The organism is Catenulispora yoronensis (assembly GCF_039531695.1).
Lineage (GTDB): Bacteria > Actinomycetota > Actinomycetes > Streptomycetales > Catenulisporaceae > Catenulispora > Catenulispora yoronensis.
On the sequence record NZ_BAAAQN010000002.1, the window covers coordinates 197128 to 214221 of the forward strand.

The 17094-nt window shown below is 72.3% G+C and carries 14 protein-coding genes; 2 read left to right on the forward strand and 12 right to left on the reverse strand.

From position 1 onward, the window contains the following. Positions 1-15: 15 nt before the first annotated feature. The 7 genes from ABD481_RS02310 to cysS form a co-directional block, all read right to left on the reverse strand. Positions 16-2409, reverse strand: coding sequence for a TolB-like translocation protein (locus ABD481_RS02310; RefSeq protein ID WP_344663785.1), 2394 nt, complete (start codon positions 2407-2409; stop codon positions 16-18). A gap of 100 nt (positions 2410-2509) precedes the next feature. Beyond that, positions 2510-4228 (reverse strand): flavin monoamine oxidase family protein, encoded by a 1719-nt coding sequence (locus tag ABD481_RS02315; RefSeq protein ID WP_425559095.1) that lies wholly within the window; start codon positions 4226-4228, stop codon positions 2510-2512. Then, positions 4225-5055, reverse strand: coding sequence for a carbon-nitrogen hydrolase family protein (locus ABD481_RS02320; protein ID WP_344663786.1), 831 nt, complete (start codon positions 5053-5055; stop codon positions 4225-4227). Before ABD481_RS02320 ends, ABD481_RS02315 begins: the two co-directional genes overlap by 4 nt. A gap of 102 nt (positions 5056-5157) precedes the next feature. Then, a complete protein-coding gene (locus ABD481_RS02325) occupies positions 5158-6006 on the reverse strand; it encodes a PHP domain-containing protein (protein ID WP_344663787.1) in 849 nt (282 codons plus the stop codon). 43 nt (positions 6007-6049) lie between these two features. Continuing rightward, on the reverse strand, positions 6050-7033 hold the full coding sequence (speB, locus tag ABD481_RS02330; protein WP_344663788.1) for an agmatinase: 984 nt from the start codon (positions 7031-7033) through the stop codon (positions 6050-6052). Between the two features lie 98 nt (positions 7034-7131). Then, a complete protein-coding gene (gene rlmB, locus ABD481_RS02335; protein ID WP_344663789.1) occupies positions 7132-8148 on the reverse strand; it encodes a 23S rRNA (guanosine(2251)-2'-O)-methyltransferase RlmB in 1017 nt (338 codons plus the stop codon). A gap of 147 nt (positions 8149-8295) precedes the next feature. Next, complete coding sequence (gene cysS / locus ABD481_RS02340) at positions 8296-9705, reverse strand: cysteine--tRNA ligase (RefSeq protein WP_344663790.1); 1410 nt, start codon at positions 9703-9705, stop codon at positions 8296-8298. Between the two features lie 65 nt (positions 9706-9770). On the opposite strand from cysS, the gene ABD481_RS02345 reads away from it, so the two are divergent. Then, the gene (locus ABD481_RS02345; RefSeq protein WP_344663791.1) at positions 9771-11000 is read left to right on the forward strand and encodes a Bcr/CflA family multidrug efflux MFS transporter; all 1230 of its coding nucleotides are present in this window, start codon (positions 9771-9773) and stop codon (positions 10998-11000) included. A 138-nt stretch (positions 11001-11138) separates the two neighbouring features. Here ABD481_RS02345 and ABD481_RS02350 read toward each other — a convergent pair whose 3' ends face one another. The 3 genes from ABD481_RS02350 to ABD481_RS02360 form a co-directional block, all read right to left on the reverse strand. Further along, positions 11139-11735, reverse strand: a complete 597-nt coding sequence (locus tag ABD481_RS02350) for a hypothetical protein (protein WP_344663792.1) — start codon at positions 11733-11735, stop codon at positions 11139-11141. Positions 11736-11783: 48 nt separating this feature from the next. Next, positions 11784-12050, reverse strand: coding sequence for a hypothetical protein (locus ABD481_RS02355; protein ID WP_344663793.1), 267 nt, complete (start codon positions 12048-12050; stop codon positions 11784-11786). 131 nt (positions 12051-12181) lie between these two features. Continuing rightward, positions 12182-13543, reverse strand: coding sequence for a tetratricopeptide repeat protein (locus tag ABD481_RS02360; protein ID WP_344663794.1), 1362 nt, complete (start codon positions 13541-13543; stop codon positions 12182-12184). A gap of 153 nt (positions 13544-13696) precedes the next feature. Between ABD481_RS02360 and ABD481_RS02365 the strand changes: the two genes are divergently transcribed. Beyond that, positions 13697-15331, forward strand: a complete 1635-nt coding sequence (locus tag ABD481_RS02365; RefSeq protein ID WP_344663920.1) for a phytoene desaturase family protein — start codon at positions 13697-13699, stop codon at positions 15329-15331. Positions 15332-15502: 171 nt separating this feature from the next. Here ABD481_RS02365 and ispF read toward each other — a convergent pair whose 3' ends face one another. Continuing rightward, a complete protein-coding gene (gene ispF / locus ABD481_RS02370) occupies positions 15503-16021 on the reverse strand; it encodes a 2-C-methyl-D-erythritol 2,4-cyclodiphosphate synthase (RefSeq protein ID WP_344663795.1) in 519 nt (172 codons plus the stop codon). After that, on the reverse strand, positions 16018-16917 hold the full coding sequence (ispD, locus tag ABD481_RS02375; RefSeq protein WP_344663796.1) for a 2-C-methyl-D-erythritol 4-phosphate cytidylyltransferase: 900 nt from the start codon (positions 16915-16917) through the stop codon (positions 16018-16020). Before ispD ends, ispF begins: the two co-directional genes overlap by 4 nt. Between the last annotated feature and the right edge of the window lie 177 nt (positions 16918-17094).

The following is a 17094-nucleotide window of genomic DNA, read 5'->3' on the forward strand; positions in this document are numbered from 1 at the left end:
TGTCGTCGCCCGCGTTCAGTTCCCGGCGGCGGCCGGCGCCTTCGGGTCGGTGAGGACCGGGAACGGCAGCGGAGCGCCCAACTCGGTGCCGAGATTCGTCGCCAGCGCCTTTCCGTCACCGATGGTGGCGACGTGGATCAGGGCCGCGAGAGTCGGCTTGAGCAGGGCCTGCGCCCCGGCGCCGAGCGCGGACCCGCTGTCGCTGAACAGCACCGGCCCAGTACCCGCGGCGGCCATCAGGAGCTCGCTGCTCCACGTGGCGTCGGTCGGCACCGGGAGGACCGCGGCGGTGGTCAGCGTCGCGGCTGGGGACCCGGCCTCGGCCACCGACCGCAGATTCTTCGCGACTGTCTCGGCCAGGGCGGCGGGCGTTGCCCCGGTGAACGTGGTGGCCTTGAACACGGGCTTGCCGGTCCAGCTGCTTGCCAGCGCTGCCGCGCCGTGCGCGCCGATCGCCACCACCTGCTGGCCCTTGACCGCATTGAGGATCGGCTTCGCGGCGTCCGGCATGGTCGAGCCCTTGGTCAGGACGATGCGATAGTCCCGGCTGCCGTCGTTCTGGGCAGCCGCCACGACGCCGAGCGCCGCGAGCAGCGCCGGCCGGTCGTCGTCGGCGACGACCAGGGTGACCGTCGCCGGGGTGAGCGGCGCGGGGACGGCGGGCGCCGTGCCGGTCGCGCCGGGGTCGTGGTTCAGGTTGTCCTGGTTGTGGAGCCCCTCGGCGAGGAAGTCCATGCCGTACACGTCGTCCGAGGTGTTCGCGACCGGCGCGCGCCCGGTGGCGGCTGTGACCGCGGCCGCCACGCCGTCGGGAACCTTGGGCCCGAAGTAGACGACCCCGAAGGTGCGCTTGTCGTGCTGCCCGAACAGCCGCGTGAGCTCGGCGGTCACTCGCGGATCAACGGTTCCGCCGCTCACCGGGTACAGAGCCAGGCCGCTCTCTCCGGCGAACACGGCCGCGGCGGTCAGGACGCCGGAGGGCGCGTCGGCGGGGACGAGCACCGCTCCGGACGCCCCCGCCACCGCCGTCCGGTACGCGCTGCGGTAGTCGGTCCACCCGGCCTGCGAGAGGCTGACCGCCTCGCTGACCGGATCGGCGCCGTCGAAGGCCAGCACCGCCGGGGCCAGCGCGGTGCGCTGGTAGCTGGGGACGCCCGGCTTGGGATCCTCCTGCCGCGTCGGGTTCGCGGTGGCGCCGGGCGGGACGTCCGCCGCCACCGACTCCACATCCGTCCTGGTCCCGAAGGCCACCCGGGTGCCGTCCGGCGACCAGGCCGGGTGCGCGGGATGGTCGGCGCCGAACGTGATCCGGACCGGCTTCAGGCTGAGCCCTTCCGAGGCCGCGGCGACCCACACCTGGCCGTCGGAACCCACATAAGCCACCCGGCCGTCGGGGGCGACCGCGGGGTCGGAGCCGTTCGCGACAGTCGTCCAGCCCCACCCGCCGTATCCGTTGGAGTCCGGGTCGAGACCGGCGCGGACGTACGCGTCCTCGAAGATGGTGTCGCCGATGCGGAAGACGTCGGGGGTGTCCGGCCGCGCGCCGATGGCGTCGGCGCGCGTCGACGTCGCGGCGTACTCGGAGTTGGGCTGCTTGTCGCCCTGTTCGCTCGCCCAGGTCTGGAGATTGCTCTCGATCTGCGGCGCCGCGGTGATCGCGCTGTGGGCGATCAGCCAGCGGCCGGTGCCGGTGCGCGAGTCCCAGTACACCGCCTCGCCCGAGCCCTCCCAGGCCACGTTCGCCCGCTGGACCCCGGCCTTCTTCTTGGTCAGGACCCGGACGTCCGTCCCGTCCGGAAGGGCCGTCGCGACGTTCCCGTCGCCGTCCAGGTAGGCCAGCCGGGTGCCGTTCGGCGACCAGACCGCACCGGTGACCTTCGAGGGGAACTTCACCTCGCGGTGGTTGACGCGGACGGTATCGGTGCCGTCGCTGATTGTCGGAACCTGGTCGGAGTACAGGGCCGCGGCCGCTGCGGCGGCGGACGGTGTGGCTCCGGACTGCGGAGCGGCGGGCGGCGAGGCCGCGGTCGCCGGAGCCTTGTCGTCCTTCTTCAGGACTCCGCTCGTGACGACGGCCACGGCGCCGACCGCGAAGACCGTGAGCGCGATGCCAGTCGCGATCAGGGCCTTGGATTTGCCGGGCCGGGCCGCCGATGGCGGTGCCGAGGCCGTACGGGGACGGCGGTCGCGGTCGTCGCGCCCGTACCGTTCCTCGCTCCGGTACTGTTCCTCGCGCTCGTACCGACCCTCGCGTCCGTAACGGTCCTCGTGTTCATAACCGTCCCCGCGCCCGTACGGTTCCTCGTACGGCTCCTCGTGCTCGTACCGGTCGTCGAACGGCTCCCCGTATCGCTCGTCATAGTGGTGCTGTCGCTCCGGCGGTCCGCCCCGAGTGCCCCGCTGGTCCATGCCGTGCCTTTCGAAGTTCCGAGTCCGCACACTGTACGACGTCGGAGTCCGGCTCAGGTTGGGGGCCGTGACCGATTCGTGACCTTCGGACTGCCGGAGCTCAGGCCTCGTCCAGCATCGGTGGCGCGATCTCGTCGAACACATCCCCTGGTCCGGGGTTCTCAGGGCTCGTCGATCCGCCGAAGTGCCGCATCACGCCCCACACCGCGTTCAGCGCCGTGGTCACCGCGCCCTCGGCCCAGCCGGCCGTCCACGAGATGTCGTCCCCGGCCAGGAACAGCCCGCGCTGGGCCGCCGGCAGGCCGTCCTGCATGAAGTGGGTGTACAGGCGCCGCTGGTACCGGTACTGGCCCGGCAGGTTCGCCTTGAACGCGCCCATGAAGTACGGCTCGGTCTCCCAGGACACGGTCAGCGGCGTGCCGATGATGTGGGAGCGGATGTCGACGCCCGGGTAGATCTCGGCCAGCGAGGCCAGGACGACCTCCAGGCGCTCCTCCCGCGACAGCGGCACGAACTTCATCGAGTCGTCGACCCAGGTGTAGGACAGGCACATCACCCCGGGCCGGTCCGGGCCGTCGTCGAGCAGGTACACGCCGCGCGGCATGCGGTCGGTCAGGGTCATCGACATGGTGTCGCGCGCCGGGTCGGCGGGGGAGGGGTCGAGCCAGAACGGCCGGTCGACGACCACGAACAGCTTCGAGGCGCCCATGTAGTGCGTGCGCTCGACCGCGGTCCACACGTCCGTGGGCAGCAGGGTCTCGTCGACCTTGATCTTCGACAGCATCATCCAGCTCTGCGCGGTGAACACCGCGGCCGGATAGGTGCGGATCTCGTCGTCGGCGTCGGCGACGGTGATGCCGCGTGCGGTGCGGTACATGCGGGTCACGGCCCCGTGCGGCACCCCGCCCTCGTGCAGCGCCGCCACCGACGTGCCGGCCGGCCAGTGCGCGGCGTCCTCCGGGGGCCGCGACCACAGCGCCAGCGGCAGCTGCTGGCAGCCGCCCACCACCCGGCGGTGGTGGTCGTCGGCGCCGGTGTAGACCACCCGCAGGATCTCCAGCATCGAGTTCGGGAAGTCGGTGTCCCAGCCGCCGGTGCCGAAGCCGACCTGGCCGAACACCTCCCGGTGTCGGAAGGACTTGAACGCCGGGCTGGCGGCCAGGAAGCCGTAGAACGAGGTGTCGTCCAGCCGCGGCACCAGGCGGCCCCAGATCTCCCGGACGGCGGCCACGTTCCGCTCCCGGATCGCCTGCTGCATCGCCGAGAACTCGGCGCCGTGCGCCGGATCGTCCAGCGCGTCGGCCCAGGCGTCGGCGACCTCGTGGTAGACCGCCGGCAGGTCCTCCAGGGTGGTGGCGTAGTGGCTGACGCCCTTGAGGTCGATCACCGTCGACGGGGTCGCGGCGTCCAGCGGGTTCGGGAACGCCTCGGTGCGCAGCCCGGCCCGGTCGAGATAGGAGAACAGCGTCGTCGACGACGGCGGGAACCGCATCGCGCCCATCTCCGCGATCGAGCCCGGCACGCCGGGGAACGGCGTCGAGCGCATCCGCCCGCCCAGCCGGTCGGCCTCGTACACGACCGGCTTGAGCCCCAGCCGCAGCAGCTCGTACGCCGCCACCAGGCCCGACAGCCCGCCGCCGATCACCGCCACCTCGGTGCCGTGCGCCGCCTCCGGTACCGCCCCCAGGCCCGCCGGGTGCGCGACGTAGTCGTCGTAGGCGAACGGGAAATCGGGGCCGAACATGGTGATCGGCTTCTGCGAGTCGCAGTGCACATGGTCGGTGACCTCGTGCACGGTCGCCGGGACGGCGGACGTCACTTCTTCTTCTCCCCATAAAGGTCGGTGCGCCGGTCCGGCAGGTAGGTGTTCACCTCGCGGGAGGCGGCCAGATCGGCCAGGTCCACATCGGCGATCAGCAGCTCCTCGTGGTCGGAGCCGACCGCCAGCTCGCGGCCGTCCGGCGCGACCACCCGCGACTCCCCGGCGTAGACGAAGTCCCGCTCCACGCCGACCCGGTTCACGTACGCCACGAACAGCTGCGACTCGATCGCCCGGGCCGGCACGATCTGCCGCGGCACGTACTCGTACGGCCGCATCAACGCGGTCGGCACCAGCAGCACCTGGGTGCCCGCGTCGGCGTGCGCGCGCACCGTCTCCGGGAACTCGACGTCGTAGCAGATCATCAGCCCCACCCGGACCCCGTCCAGGTCGGCCTGCACCACCAACTCGTCCCCGGGCGCGAAGGCGGCGCGATCGACCTCGCCGAACAGGTGCGTCTTGCGATAGTTCGCCAACGGCAGCCCGTCCGCGCCGATCAGCTGGACGGCGTTGAAGACCACGCCGTCGCCGTCCAGATCCGGATAGCCGTAGAGCACCGCGATCCCGTGCTTCAGCGCGATCCGTGAGACCGCCTGCGCCGACTCCGCGAACCGTCCCTCGGCGACCGACGCCACCGCCTCGGCGCCGAGGTTGTAGCCGGTCAGGTACATCTCGGGAGTGATGATCAGCTGTGCGCCCTCGGCGGCGGCCCGGCCGGCCGCCTCGTCCAGCGCGGCCAGGTTGGCCTCGCGGTCCGCGACCGGATCCGGGGAACCGTCCGGGCGATCCGTCGCCGGAGCTTGGAAGCACGCCAGCCGCAGTCTCATGCCGTCCAGCCTAGGTGGCGGCCGCGAAGCCGCATCTCGCCACGGTGGAGAGGGTGGTGCGGCCACCTCGACATTCGGTCGCGTGCGGCGAGGACCTCCGGCTCAGTCGCGCACCCAGAACTCGAACAGATCGGCGCCCGGCTTGAACCCGGCGGCGCGCGCCACGGCGGCCGCCTCCTGGAAACCGTGCCCGACAGCCTCCGGAACGTGCGCGTCGGACGCGAACGACACGCCCTTCCCGCCCTCCTCGCGCCACCAGCCGACCACGCGCGGGTCCAGGGGCAGGCGCGTGTTGAACTCCATCACCTTGTCGGCGCGCGCCAGGGTGCGCAGGACCAGCCGGATGTCCGCCTCGAACTCCGTGAGATCGAAGCCGTGATGGTCACGAGGCCAGTACCGGACCGGGTAGTCGATGTGGGTGAGCACTTCGAACCCGTCGAACTCCTCGATCAGCCGCACCGCCTCGGCCAGGTAGGCCCGGTAGACGACCACCGGGTCGGCCTGCTGCAGGCTCCAGGACACGTCCTCATAGGCCTCGTCGCGCCGCGACGAGGTGTGCAGCGAGGCGAGGACCCGGTCGAACCCGCCGCGCCGCACCAGGTCCGCGGTCCGCTCCGGGAACCAGTGCGCCTCGCTCAGCTCCACCCCCGACAGGATCCGCAGGCCGGGGAACCGGTCCCGGCACCGCTCCAGCGTCTCCAGGTACCCGGCCAGGTCGAGGTCCGGGGGAGTCAGGACCCTGGCTCCGTCGGGGTGGTGCGCGGTGTGCGGCTCCCACTGTTCCGGCAGGACGAAGTCGGGCGGCAGCGTGGAGACGCTGAAATCCGCGTGCTCGGTGAACGCCAGCGACGGCAGGCCGATCTCGACCGCGCGTTCGCAGGTCGCCTCCATCGAGCCTCGGAAGGCGTCCCACGAGAACTCGCTGTGGACGTGGTTGTCGGGTGGCAGCACCGGTATCCCCCCTCTGCGGGGCGGCGCGTCGCCGTCCCTGTGTTCAGCGTCCCTGCATGGCCAGCAGCGTCACAAGATCGTAGGTCACGTGGGAGGCGGCGACGGAAGTGATCTCGGCGTGGTCGTAGGCCGGCGCGACCTCCACCACGTCGGCGCCGATCAGGTTCATGCCGTCCAGGCCGCGCAGGATCTCCAGCAGCTCGCGGCTGGTCATGCCGCCGGCCTCCGGCGTGCCGGTGCCCGGGGCGTGCGCCGGGTCGAGCACGTCGATGTCGATCGAGACATACAGCGGCCGGGTGCCGACGCGCTCCCGCAGTGCCTGCGTCACCGCGTCCACGCCCTGGCGCATCACGTCCGCCGACGTCACGATCCCGAAGCCCATGCGCTTGTCGTCGGTGAGGTCCTGCTTGCTGTACAGCGGCCCGCGGGTGCCGACGTGCGACACCGCCGCCGTGTCGAGCAGGCCCTCCTCGAAGGCGCGGCGGAACGGCGTGCCGTGGGTGTAGGGAGCGCCGAAGTAGGTGTCCCAGGTGTCCAGGTGCGCGTCGAAGTGCAGCAGCGCCACCGGGCCGTGCTCGCGCGCCATCGTGCGCAGCAGCGGCAGCGCGATGGTGTGGTCGCCGCCGATCGTCACCAGCTTGGAGCCGGCCCGCACCAGCTCGTCGGCGTGCGCCTCGATCTGGCCCATCGCCTCTTCCAGGTGGAAGGGGTTGATCGAGATGTCGCCGGCGTCGGCCACCTGCACCGCCTGGAACGGCGAGAAGTCCAGGCCCGGGTGGTAGGGCCGCAGCAGCTTCGACGCCTCGCGCACCGCCGCCGGCGCGAACCGCGCGCCGGGGCGGTAGGAGACGCCGGAGTCGAAGGGCGCGCCCAGGATCGCGACGTCCGCCTTCTCCCCGGCCGGGAGCTGGTCCAGGCGCGGCAGCCGCGCGAAGGTCGTGAAGCCCGCGTAGCGCGGGGTCTTCGAGGAGTCGACCGGGCCTATCGGCGCCGGACGCTCCGGGCCGCCGCTTTCAGTGCTCGCCATTGAGCTGTCTCCTTGCGTGGTGGTGCGCGTTGTGCGGGTGGTGCGGGTGGTGCTTTTCGTTCCGGTGGTGCTTGTGGTGCTTGTGGTGCTTGTGCTGCTCAGCCTCGGGCCTCGGCCCGCCGCCGGTTCACCTCGTAGAGCGCGATCCCGGCCGCGACGCCGGCGTTCAGCGACTCGGTCGAGGAGGCGATCGGGATCGACACCGTGACGTCGCAGAGCTCGGACACCAGCCGCGACATGCCCTTGCCCTCGGACCCGATGACCAGGCACAGCGGGTCGGTGGCGGCCTCCAGCTCGTGCAGCGCCACGGCGCCGTCGGCGGCCAGGCCGGCGATCAGCACGCCCTGCTTCTGGTACGCCTCCAGGGCCCGCGTCAGGTTCCCGGCGCGGGCCACCGGCACCCGGGCCCCGGCGCCGGCCGCGGCCTTCCAGGCGCCGGCGGTCATCCCGGCGGCGCGCCGCTCCGGCACGATCACGCCGTGGCCGCCGAACGCCGCCACCGAGCGCAGCACCGCGCCCAGGTTCCGCGGGTCGGTGACGCCGTCCAGGGCCGCGAACAGCGGGGTCTCGGACGCCGCGTAGACCTCTTCCAGCAGGTCGTCGGGGTACGCGTACTCGTACGCCGGCACCACCAGCATCAGGCCCTGGTGCAGCGTGCCGTTGGTCATCCGGTCCAGCTCGTGGCGCGGCGCCTCCAGCAGCGGCACACCCTGATCGGTGGCCAGCTTCATCGACTCCCGGACCCGGTCGTCGGCGTCGATGTACTGGGCCACGTAGAGCGCCTTGGCGGGGATGTTCGCGCGCAGCGCCTCGACCACCGAGTTGCGGCCCGCGACCTGCTCCGGACCGTCCTTGCCGGGGGCGCGGCGCACCGACTTGGGCACCGCCCCGCCGCGCTGCGCGCCGCCGCGGCTGCTCACCGCGGCCCGCTTGGCCGCCGACGTCGCCCGCCGCTTGGCCGGGTGTCCGGTGCGCTCCTCCGCCTTCGGCGTCGGGCCGCGGCCCTCCAGCCCCTGGCGGCGCTGACCGCCGGAGCCCTTCTGTGCGCCCTTGCGCGAATTCGAGGCCCCCGGCTTGTTCGCCCGGCCGCCCAGGCCGCCGCCCTTGCTCGCCATAATTTTTCCAACCTTCGTTTCGTTCAGCTGCCGAGCAGCTGGCATGCAGCGTGAATGACCGTGCCCCGCTCCACGCTACGTGAGCCGGGGAGGGGGCACGGTTTGGCGGGTCCGCCCCGGTGATCCGGGGCGGACCGTTCGCCGGGGCTAAGCGACGGTCCAGCGCGGCCCGGTGGGGGTGTCCTCGACCGTGACGCCGGCCTGCGCCAGCCGGTCGCGGATGGCGTCGGAGGCGGCGTAGTCCTTGCGCTCGCGCGCCGCCTGCCGCTGCTCCAGGGCCACCTTGACCAGGGAGTCGACCACCGGCCGCAGATCGGTGCCGGCCCCGGCGGCGCCCGCCGTCCCGGCCCATGTCGGGGCCAGCGGGTTCATCCCCAGCACGTCCAGCATCTTCAGGACCGCGGCCAGATGGGCCGCGACGCCTTCCTTGTCGCCGGCCGCGAGCGCGGTGTTGCCCTCGCGGATGGTGGTGTAGAGCACGGCCACCGCGCCGGGCACGCCGAAGTCGTCGTCCATCGACTCCGCGAACGCGGCCGGCACCTCGGCGGCCGCCGAGGTGCCGCCGACCGTCTCCAGGGCCCGGGTCAGGAAGCCCTCGATGCGGTTGAAGGCGGCCTCGGCCTCGCGCAGCGAGTCCTCGGTGTACTCGATCATCGAGCGGTAGTGCGGGGTGCCGAGGTAGTAGCGCAGCACGATCGGCCGGTACCGCTTGGCCAGCTCGGAGACCAGCACCGAGTTGCCCAGCGACTTGGACATCTTCTCGTTCTTGAGCGTGACCCAGCCGTTGTGCATCCAGTACTTCGTGAATTGGTCGCCGAAGGCGTGGGACTGCGCCTGCTCGTTCTCGTGGTGCGGGAAGATCAGGTCGACGCCGCCGCCGTGGATGTCGAAGGCCGGGCCCAGATAGCGGTGCGCCATCGCCGAGCACTCCAGGTGCCAGCCGGGGCGGCCGGGGCCCCACGGCGTCTCCCAGAACGGCTCGCCCGGCTTCGAGGCCTTCCACAGCGTGAAGTCGTGCGGGTCCTCCTTGTGCGTGGTCGGCGCCACGTCGTCGAGCGGCTGCTCCTCCAGGTTGTCGACGCTGAAGTGGGCCAGCGCGCCGTACTCGGGCAGGGAGCGCACGCGGAAGTAGACGTCGCCGCCGGCGGCGTAGGCGTGGCCGTCCTCGATGAGCTTGCGCATCATCGCGACCATCTCCGGAATGTGCCCGGTGGCCCGCGGCTCCACCGACGGGTCGGCGCAGCCGAGCAGCCGGTAGGCGCTCTGGAACGCGTACTCGTTCCGTTGCGCCACCCGCCAGGCCTCCACACCCTCTTCGCCGGCCCGACGGATGATCTTGTCGTCGATGTCTGTGACGTTGCGCACAAACGTGACCTCGTGGCCGCGGTACTCCAGCCAGCGCCGGACGATGTCGAAGGACAGCTGCGAGCGCACATGGCCGATATGCGGTGGCGCCTGGACGGTGGCGCCACACAGGTAGATGGAGACCTTGCCTGGTGTGACGGGTACGAACTCGCGCGTCGCCCGCGCGGCTGTGTCATACAGGCGGAGAGTCATTGCCCCAGGATACCGGGGCGTGGTAGTCGAAATCTTCTTCTCGCTTGACGTGCTTCCATAGGAGCGTGACGACCGCTCAGCGCGCCCCCAGGAAGCTGCTCCTGATATTGGGGGCGCTTTCCATGTTCGGTCCGCTGTCGCTGGATATGTACCTGCCCGCGCTGCCGGATCTGGCGCATTCCTTCCACACCCCCGAGTCGAACGTCCAGCTGACGCTGACCTCGTGCTTGATCGGCCTGGCCGTGGGCCAGCTGGTCGCCGGTCCCATGTCGGATGCCTGGGGGCGGAAAAAGCCGCTCGTCATCGGCTTGATCGCTTATGCCGTCACTTCCGCGTTCTGCGCGGTGGCTCCGGAAGTGTTCTCCCTTGCCGCGGTGCGGTTTCTCCAGGGATTCGCCGGAGCGGCCGGACTGGTGATCTCCCGCGCGATGGTCCGGGATCTTTATCAGGGCGACGCGCTCACCAAGTTCTTCTCCACGCTGATGCTGGTGAACGGCCTCGCGCCGATCCTCGCCCCGGTCCTGGGCGGCCAGCTGACCCGTTTCATGAGCTGGCGCGGCGTCTTCGTGGTGCTGGCCCTGATCGGCGTGGCGCTGTTGCTCGCCACGCTGTTCGGCCTGAAGGAGTCGCTCCCGAAGGAGGCCCGGAACGCCGGCGGCGGCGGGCTGCCGGCCACGTTGCGTACGTTCCGCGTCCTGACCCGCGACCGCCGCTTCATGGGCTACATCCTGACCGGCGGCTTCGCCTTCGCGGCGATGTTCGCCTACATCTCCGGCTCGCCGTTCGTCCTGGAGGACATCCACGGCCTGACGAAGCAGGAGTTCAGCTACGTCTTCGGCACCAACGCGCTGGGCATCATGATCGCCGGCCAGGTCGGCGGCCGGCTGGTCGGCCGGATCCCCTCGGCCCGCATCCTGGGCTCCGGCCTGGCGCTGTCGCTGACCGGCAGCACCGTTCTGCTGGCGGCCACGGTCCTGGCCGGCGGCAACCTCGCGGGCACCCTGCTCGGCCTGTTCCTGATGGTCAGCGCGATCGGCCTGATCATGCCGCAGATCACGGCGCTGGCCCTGTCCGGCTACGCCCCCGCGGTGGCCGGAGCCGCGTCCGCGATGATCGGCACCGGCCAGTTCCTGCTGGGCGCGGTGTTCGCACCGCTGGTCGGCCTGGGCGGCAAGAGCAGCGGGCTGCCGATGGCCGTGGTCATCTTCGCCCTCAGCCTCGGCGCCGTGCTGATGCGGGTGCTGCTGGTGCGGACGCCGCGCGTCGAACTGGTCGCGGAGCCGCTCGTGGCCTGAGCGCGCTGCGGCCTGACTGCGGTCTGACTGCGGACTGGTAGTAACGGCTATCAGAACGTGCTGAATAGAGCTTCAGGCGCTAGCGCTGTCGTTCGAAGTCGGGCAATCGGGAAGGCCTGGAGCCGAGGCAAGTCGGTCTCAGCCCGCTTCACTGCCCTTATCCTTCGGGTCGGCCAAGCCGAGCACGGCCAGCATCGCGAAGAAGCCTCGCTGTGCGAACAGCTCCCATCGGGTCGCAAGGATCTCCTCAAGGTGGGCTGCATCAACGTGCAGCCCGGACTGTGCAGCCCACGCGGCTGCGGCTCTTGCAGCGGCAGGCCGGTCGGCGTCGAGTTCTGCGGCGTACTCCATTTCGAGCTGCTCGCGTCGAGCCTGACGGCGTGGCGTCCCGCTGGGATAGGAGCCGTCGCTGTTCTCCTCGTCCACGGCCGTCATGGCGTGAAGCTGTGCCGCATAGGCCGGGTTCAGCCAGGCTTCCCACTGCCCGGCGTCGCTGATGCCGCGAACATGTCCCAGATCGCTCTCGAAAACCCAGCAGGCCAGTATTGGGCCGTCGACTGCCTGGGCGAGTTCTGCCAACTCGTCGCCGAAGGCTGGCGTCCGGACATGCACCGCGTGCCATCCATCGCGCAGCGGCCAGTCAGCAAGGACCTCTTCGTACCAGTTCCAGAACCGGTCGATCGCGCCGATGAAGGCTTCGCCTCGACCGACCAGGACCTCTCCGTTGAATCCCATGCCCGCAGGCTAGAGATTACGGCCGACAACCCGGAACGCGGCATGTTGTCACCGCCGCTGTTGGTGGTTGAGGCTCGCCGCGTATTCGGCGCCAAACCCTTCAGCCTCCCGGTGCCAGTTGTCCGCCGTGTTCTGGCGGAGTCCGAGCAGCTTGCTGAACACGACCGGCGGCATGTCCGAAGCGATGTCGATCAGGGCGGAGTTCCGGATGTCCCGATTGCTGATCCCCAGCTTCCGCAGTCGTGTGGTCAGCCATGGCGTCCGCTGGCGACGTGAACGGCTTGCTGGCATCCGTCCCAACAGGCAGGTCGGCACGAGCCTGATCGTGCAACGAACGCAATTCCCCGGCCTTCTATAACCTGACAACGGCCTGACTGCGCTGCGACGACCTGACCGCCCTACGCCCCGACCGCCCTACGCCCCGACCGCCCTACGCCCCGACCGCGCTACGGCCCGGCCGGGGCAGTGGTTCCGGCTGCCGCCGCGCTCGCGGCCGCGGCCGCCGCGGCCGCACCGCCGCCGCCCCGCTTCACCGGGCTCAGCTCCGGCGCCTTCCGGTGCAGCGCGCCGCGCCCGATCAGGTGGCTGAGCAGGCCGACGGTCAGCGTGGAGCCGCCCTGGAGGTGGCCGATCGAGCTGCCGGTGATCATCCATACGTGCGCGGCCACCGTCATGATCAGCGCGGTCCGGGTCTTCGCGTCCTGCCACAGGTACTCGACCAGGTAGCGCCACAGGTCGCGGCCGGCTTTGCGGGCCGGGCCGACCAGGAACACGCCGAGCACCAGCAGCACCGCGAGCGGGATCAGGAACCTGATGTTGAAGCCGGGGATGGCGACGCCGCCGAAGGCCACCAGCCAGCCGGCCGCCGCGCTGAACTCCATGGAGCGCAGCACCAGGCTGCCGACGTGGGCCAGGCTCTCGTCGTCCGGGCCGGGGCGGGAGGCCAGCACCGCCTCCAGATCGGCGACCAGGCCGCCGGGCGCCTGCACCTCCGCCACCGACTTGGTGACGGCCTCCTCGAACTGCCTGGCCTCCGGCGCGTAGTCCGGGTCCAGCTCGGCGGCCATCGCGGCGGCCTTGCGGGCCTCCTCCGCGGCCTGCGACAGGTCGCCGCTGGCCTCCAGCGCGGCGGCCAGGCTGGCCCGGCTCTGCCACACGTCCGGGCCCAGCTCGACCGCCTGCTCGGCCGCCGACACCGCCTCGGCGGGCCGGTCCAGCAGGCGCAGCGCCGAGGCGCGCAGGCGGTGGCCCCACTCGTCGCCGGGGGCGAAGGTCACGACCCAGTCCGCGGCCCGCAGCGCCTTCTCGCCGTCGCCGGTCTCCAGGTAGATGCCGGCCAGCGCGCGCCAGACCCGCACGTCCTCGCAGCCGGAGACGATCAGCTCGTTGAGGACGTCGAGCGCCTGCTGGCGCCGTCCGAGCTCGGACAGCGCCTCGGCGCGGGCGATGTGGCGGGAGATCTGCTCGGGGGTCGGGCCGGACCCGGCCGGGGCCGGGCCGGGTGCCGGGCTCGGTGCCGGGCCCGGATTCGTCGGCGAGGTCGGTGCCGGATCCGGCGGCGCCCCGAAAACCGGGGGCGAAGCCTGCGCCCGCGGTGCCGGCACGTCCTCGCCGGCGGCGGGCTCCATCACCTGCTCCACCAGCATGGTTTCCCTCATGTCAGGGTTCTCGGTCGGCTCGTCGCCGGGATCGCCAGGATCGCCGGAGTCCGCGGCGAGGACCTCCCCGGCCGCCGCCATGGCCGCCACGACCTCGGCCTCGATCTCCGCCGCCGGCCGCCAGGCCCGCTGCTCGTGCGTCTCGTCCACGACCCCGCCCACCCCTGCCGACCGCGTACTCCGCACCGACTGTCAAACGCCTGGTATACCTCACCGCGTCGCCGTCAGGAAAGATGCAAGAAGTTAAGTACTGTGCGACGTGGGAAGATCGGGGTTAGAGAGGGAAGGACTCCCGACGTGACCGTGGCACTGCCTGAACGAGCCGAGCGCACGCCCCGCCCCGGCGCCTCGCGCCACGACGTCGTCGTGGTCGGCGGCGGGCACAACGCCCTGGTGGCCGCGGCCTATCTGGCCCGGGCCGGCCTGCACGTCACCCTGCTGGAACGCCGCGACGAGGTCGGCGGCGCGGCGGTGAGCGCCACCCCGTTCCCGGGCCTGGACGCCCGGCTGTCCCGCTACTCCTACCTGGTCTCGCTGCTGCCCTACACCATCGTCCGGAACCTGGAGCTGGTCGTCGAGCTGCGCAGCCGCCCGGTCTCCTCCTACACCCCGGTGCGCCGCGCCGGCCGGGACACCGGCCTGCTGGTGGAGCGCCGGCCCGGCGCCGCGACCGAGGACAGCTTCCGCCGGCTGACCGGCGGCGACGCCGACTTCCGGGCCTGGCGGGGCTTCTACGACCAGCTCGGGCGGCTGGCCCGGGCCCTGGCCCCGACCCTGCTGAACCCGCTGCTCGGCCGCGGCCAGCTGGAGGCGCTGGCCCGCGAGGAGGGCGCCGCGCAGGCCTGGGAGTGGGTGTTCGAGCAGCCGATCGGCGCCGCGGTCGAGCGCTACTTCGGCGACGACGCGGTGCGCGGCGTGGTGCTCACCGACGCGCTCATCGGCACCGACTCCTGGGCCGGCGACCCGAGCCTGAAGCAGAACCGCTGCTTCCTGTACCACGTCATGGGCGGCGGCGACGGGGAGTGGCGGGTCCCGGTCGGCGGCATGGGCAGCGTCGCCGAGGCCCTGCACCGCTCGGCCGCCGACGCCGGCGCCCGGATCCTCACCGGCGCTGAGGTTCTGCACATCGACCCGGACGCCGGCGGCGGCCGCGCCGAGGTCACCTACCGGGACGCGGCGGGCCGGGAGCAGGCCGTGCAGGCCGGCTACGTGCTGGCCGGCGTGGCGCCCGCGGTCCTGACCCGGCTGCTGGGCCGCGGCGGCCCCGGCGGCCCGCACCCGCGGGGCACCCAGCTGAAGATCAACATGCTGCTGGACCATCTGCCGCGCCTGAAGTCCGGGGCCGACCCGAAGGTGGCCTTCGCCGGCACCTTCCACATCGACGAGAGCGCGGCCCAGCTGCGCGCGGCGTATCAGAGGTCCCATGACGGGCAGCTGCCGGACCCGCTGCCCTCCGAGGTCTACTGCCACACCCTGACCGACCGCTCGATCCTGGGCAAGGACCTGGTCAAGCGCCCCGAGGTGCAGACCCTGACGCTGTTCTCGCTGCACACCCTGCCGGGCGCGGCGGACAAGGACGAGATGGTGCGGCGCGCGCTGGCCGGGCTCGACGCCTATCTGGCCGAGCCGCTCGCGGACTGCCTGGCGGTGGACGCCGACGGCAAGCCCTGTCTGGAGGCCAAGACCACCGAGGACCTGGAGGCCGAGCTGGCGATGCCGGGCGGGCACATCTTCCACCGCGACCTGGCCTGGCCCTACGCCGAGCGCGCGGACCAGGTGGGCAAGTGGGGCGTCGAGACCGGGATCGACAACGTCCTCATCTGCGGCGCTGGCGCGCGCCGCGGAGGCGGTGTGTCCGGAATCCCCGGCCACAACGCTGCACGTGCAGTTCTCGACCGCGTCGCCGACGCGGGTCGTAGGCGCAGCAGCGGGATATGAGGTTCACGTTTCCATTCCTAGCACACGGGGTTTCGGCGTTGTGCCGGGTCCGCGAATTACGCCCACGAACGTGGGCTGATCGTGGGGCCGTTGTGGGCGGGTGTGGGGCGGTTCGTGGGGGCGTGGGACGCCCCGGGCGGCCCGGATCGCCCCGCCCGGGCGCGGACCCGGTCACGACGGCGCCGGGCCGGGGAACACCAGCGCCGTCGCGATCCCGGCCAGGCCCTCGCCCCGGCCGGTGAAGCCGAGCCCGTCGGTGGTGGCGGCGGACAGCCGCACCGGGGCCCCGGCGGCCTCGGTCAGCACCTGCTCGGCCTCCGCGCGCCGCTTGCCGACCCGCGGCCGGACGCCGACCAGCTGCACCGAGACGTTGCCGATCTCGAACCCGGCGGCGCGGACCCGCCGGGCGGCCTCGGCGAGCAGCTTCAGCCCCGAGGCGCCGGCCCATTCCGGGTCGCTGGTGCCGAACTGGGCGCCGAGGTCGCCGAGCCCGGCGGCGGAGAACAGGGCGTTGCAGGCGGCGTGCGCCACGACGTCGGCGTCGGAGTGGCCGGCCAGCCCGGTCTCGCCGGGCCAGTGCAGCCCGCCGATCCACAGCTCGCGCCCCGCCTCGAAGGCGTGGACGTCGACGCCGACGCCGACCAGCGGCAGGAGCGGCCGGGGCGGGGGTGGCTGCCGGTCGGCGGTCATCGGCGTCTCCTGAGCACGGCCTCGGCGAGGACCAGGTCGAAGGGGGTGGTGATCTTGAAGGCCTCGGCGTGGCCGGGCACCGTCCGGACCGGCAGGCCGAGCGCCTCGACCAGGCCGGCGTCGTCGGTGGCCGGGGCGGCCGGGTCGGCGGCGGCGTGCGCCTTGGCGAGCAGCTCGCGGGTGAAGCCCTGCGGGGTCTGCACGGCGCGCAGCCCGGAGCGGTCGACGGTGGCGGTGACGAGGTCGCCCTCGACGGCCTTGACGGTGTCGGCCACCGGCAGCACCGGGATCACCGCCGCCGCGCCGCCGTGCACCGCGCCGATCACGGCCTCGACGAGGTCGACCGGGGTCAGGGCCCGGGCCGCGTCGTGGACCAGCACGGTCGTGCAGTCCTCGGGCAGCGCGGCCAGCGCCAGGGCCACCGACTCCTGCCGGGTCGCGCCGCCGGGGACCACGCGGGTGTCGGCCCGGTGCCCGGCGGCCTCGGCCAGGTCGGCCAGCCCGGACAGCAGCCGGTGCACCTCGGCCACGCCCTCCGGGCTCGGCGGGGCGGCGATCACGATCACGTCCACCGAGGGCGCCGCGAGCAGGGTGTGGACGGCGTGCGCCAGCAGCGGGAGGCCGCCGAGCTCGCGCAGCGCCTTGGGAGCGCCGGGACCGAGCCGCTCGCCGCGGCCGGCGGCCGGGACGACGACCGCCACGCGGTGGGTCGGCGCGGTGGTTGGCGGTGCGGTGGTTGTCGGCGCGGCGACGGCCGGCGCGGGCTCGGGCGGCGCCGGAGCGGCGGTGGAGCCGGGGTCGGCGGCGACCGGTGCGGGGCCGGGGCCGGGATCGGGGCCGGGATCGGGATCGGCGGCCGGGCCGGGAAGGTCGGGATCGGCGGTGCTCATGCTCACGGTGCGGGACTTTAGTGCAGAACAAGGCGCCGGCCCCGACGGCGCAATGCCGCGGGGCCGGAAAACCTGCTCATGCTGAGACTATCAATGTGGCAATGACATTCAGAACAAGCGATATCTCGAACCGTGTCGTATCCGGAGTCCTGTCGAACCCGAAGTCCTGTCGAATCCGGAACC

Coding starts and splice junctions, on each gene's coding strand:
- ABD481_RS02310 (WP_344663785.1), bottom strand. CDS start 2,409: ATGGACCAGCGGGGCACTCGGGGCGGACCGCCGGAGCGACAGCACCAC.
- ABD481_RS02320 (WP_344663786.1), bottom strand. CDS start 5,055: ATGAGACTGCGGCTGGCGTGCTTCCAAGCTCCGGCGACGGATCGCCCG.
- speB (WP_344663788.1), bottom strand. CDS start 7,033: ATGGCGAGCACTGAAAGCGGCGGCCCGGAGCGTCCGGCGCCGATAGGC.
- rlmB (WP_344663789.1), bottom strand. CDS start 8,148: ATGGCGAGCAAGGGCGGCGGCCTGGGCGGCCGGGCGAACAAGCCGGGG.
- cysS (WP_344663790.1), bottom strand. CDS start 9,705: ATGACTCTCCGCCTGTATGACACAGCCGCGCGGGCGACGCGCGAGTTC.
- ABD481_RS02350 (WP_344663792.1), bottom strand. CDS start 11,735: ATGGGATTCAACGGAGAGGTCCTGGTCGGTCGAGGCGAAGCCTTCATC.
- ispF (WP_344663795.1), bottom strand. CDS start 16,021: ATGACCGCCGACCGGCAGCCACCCCCGCCCCGGCCGCTCCTGCCGCTG.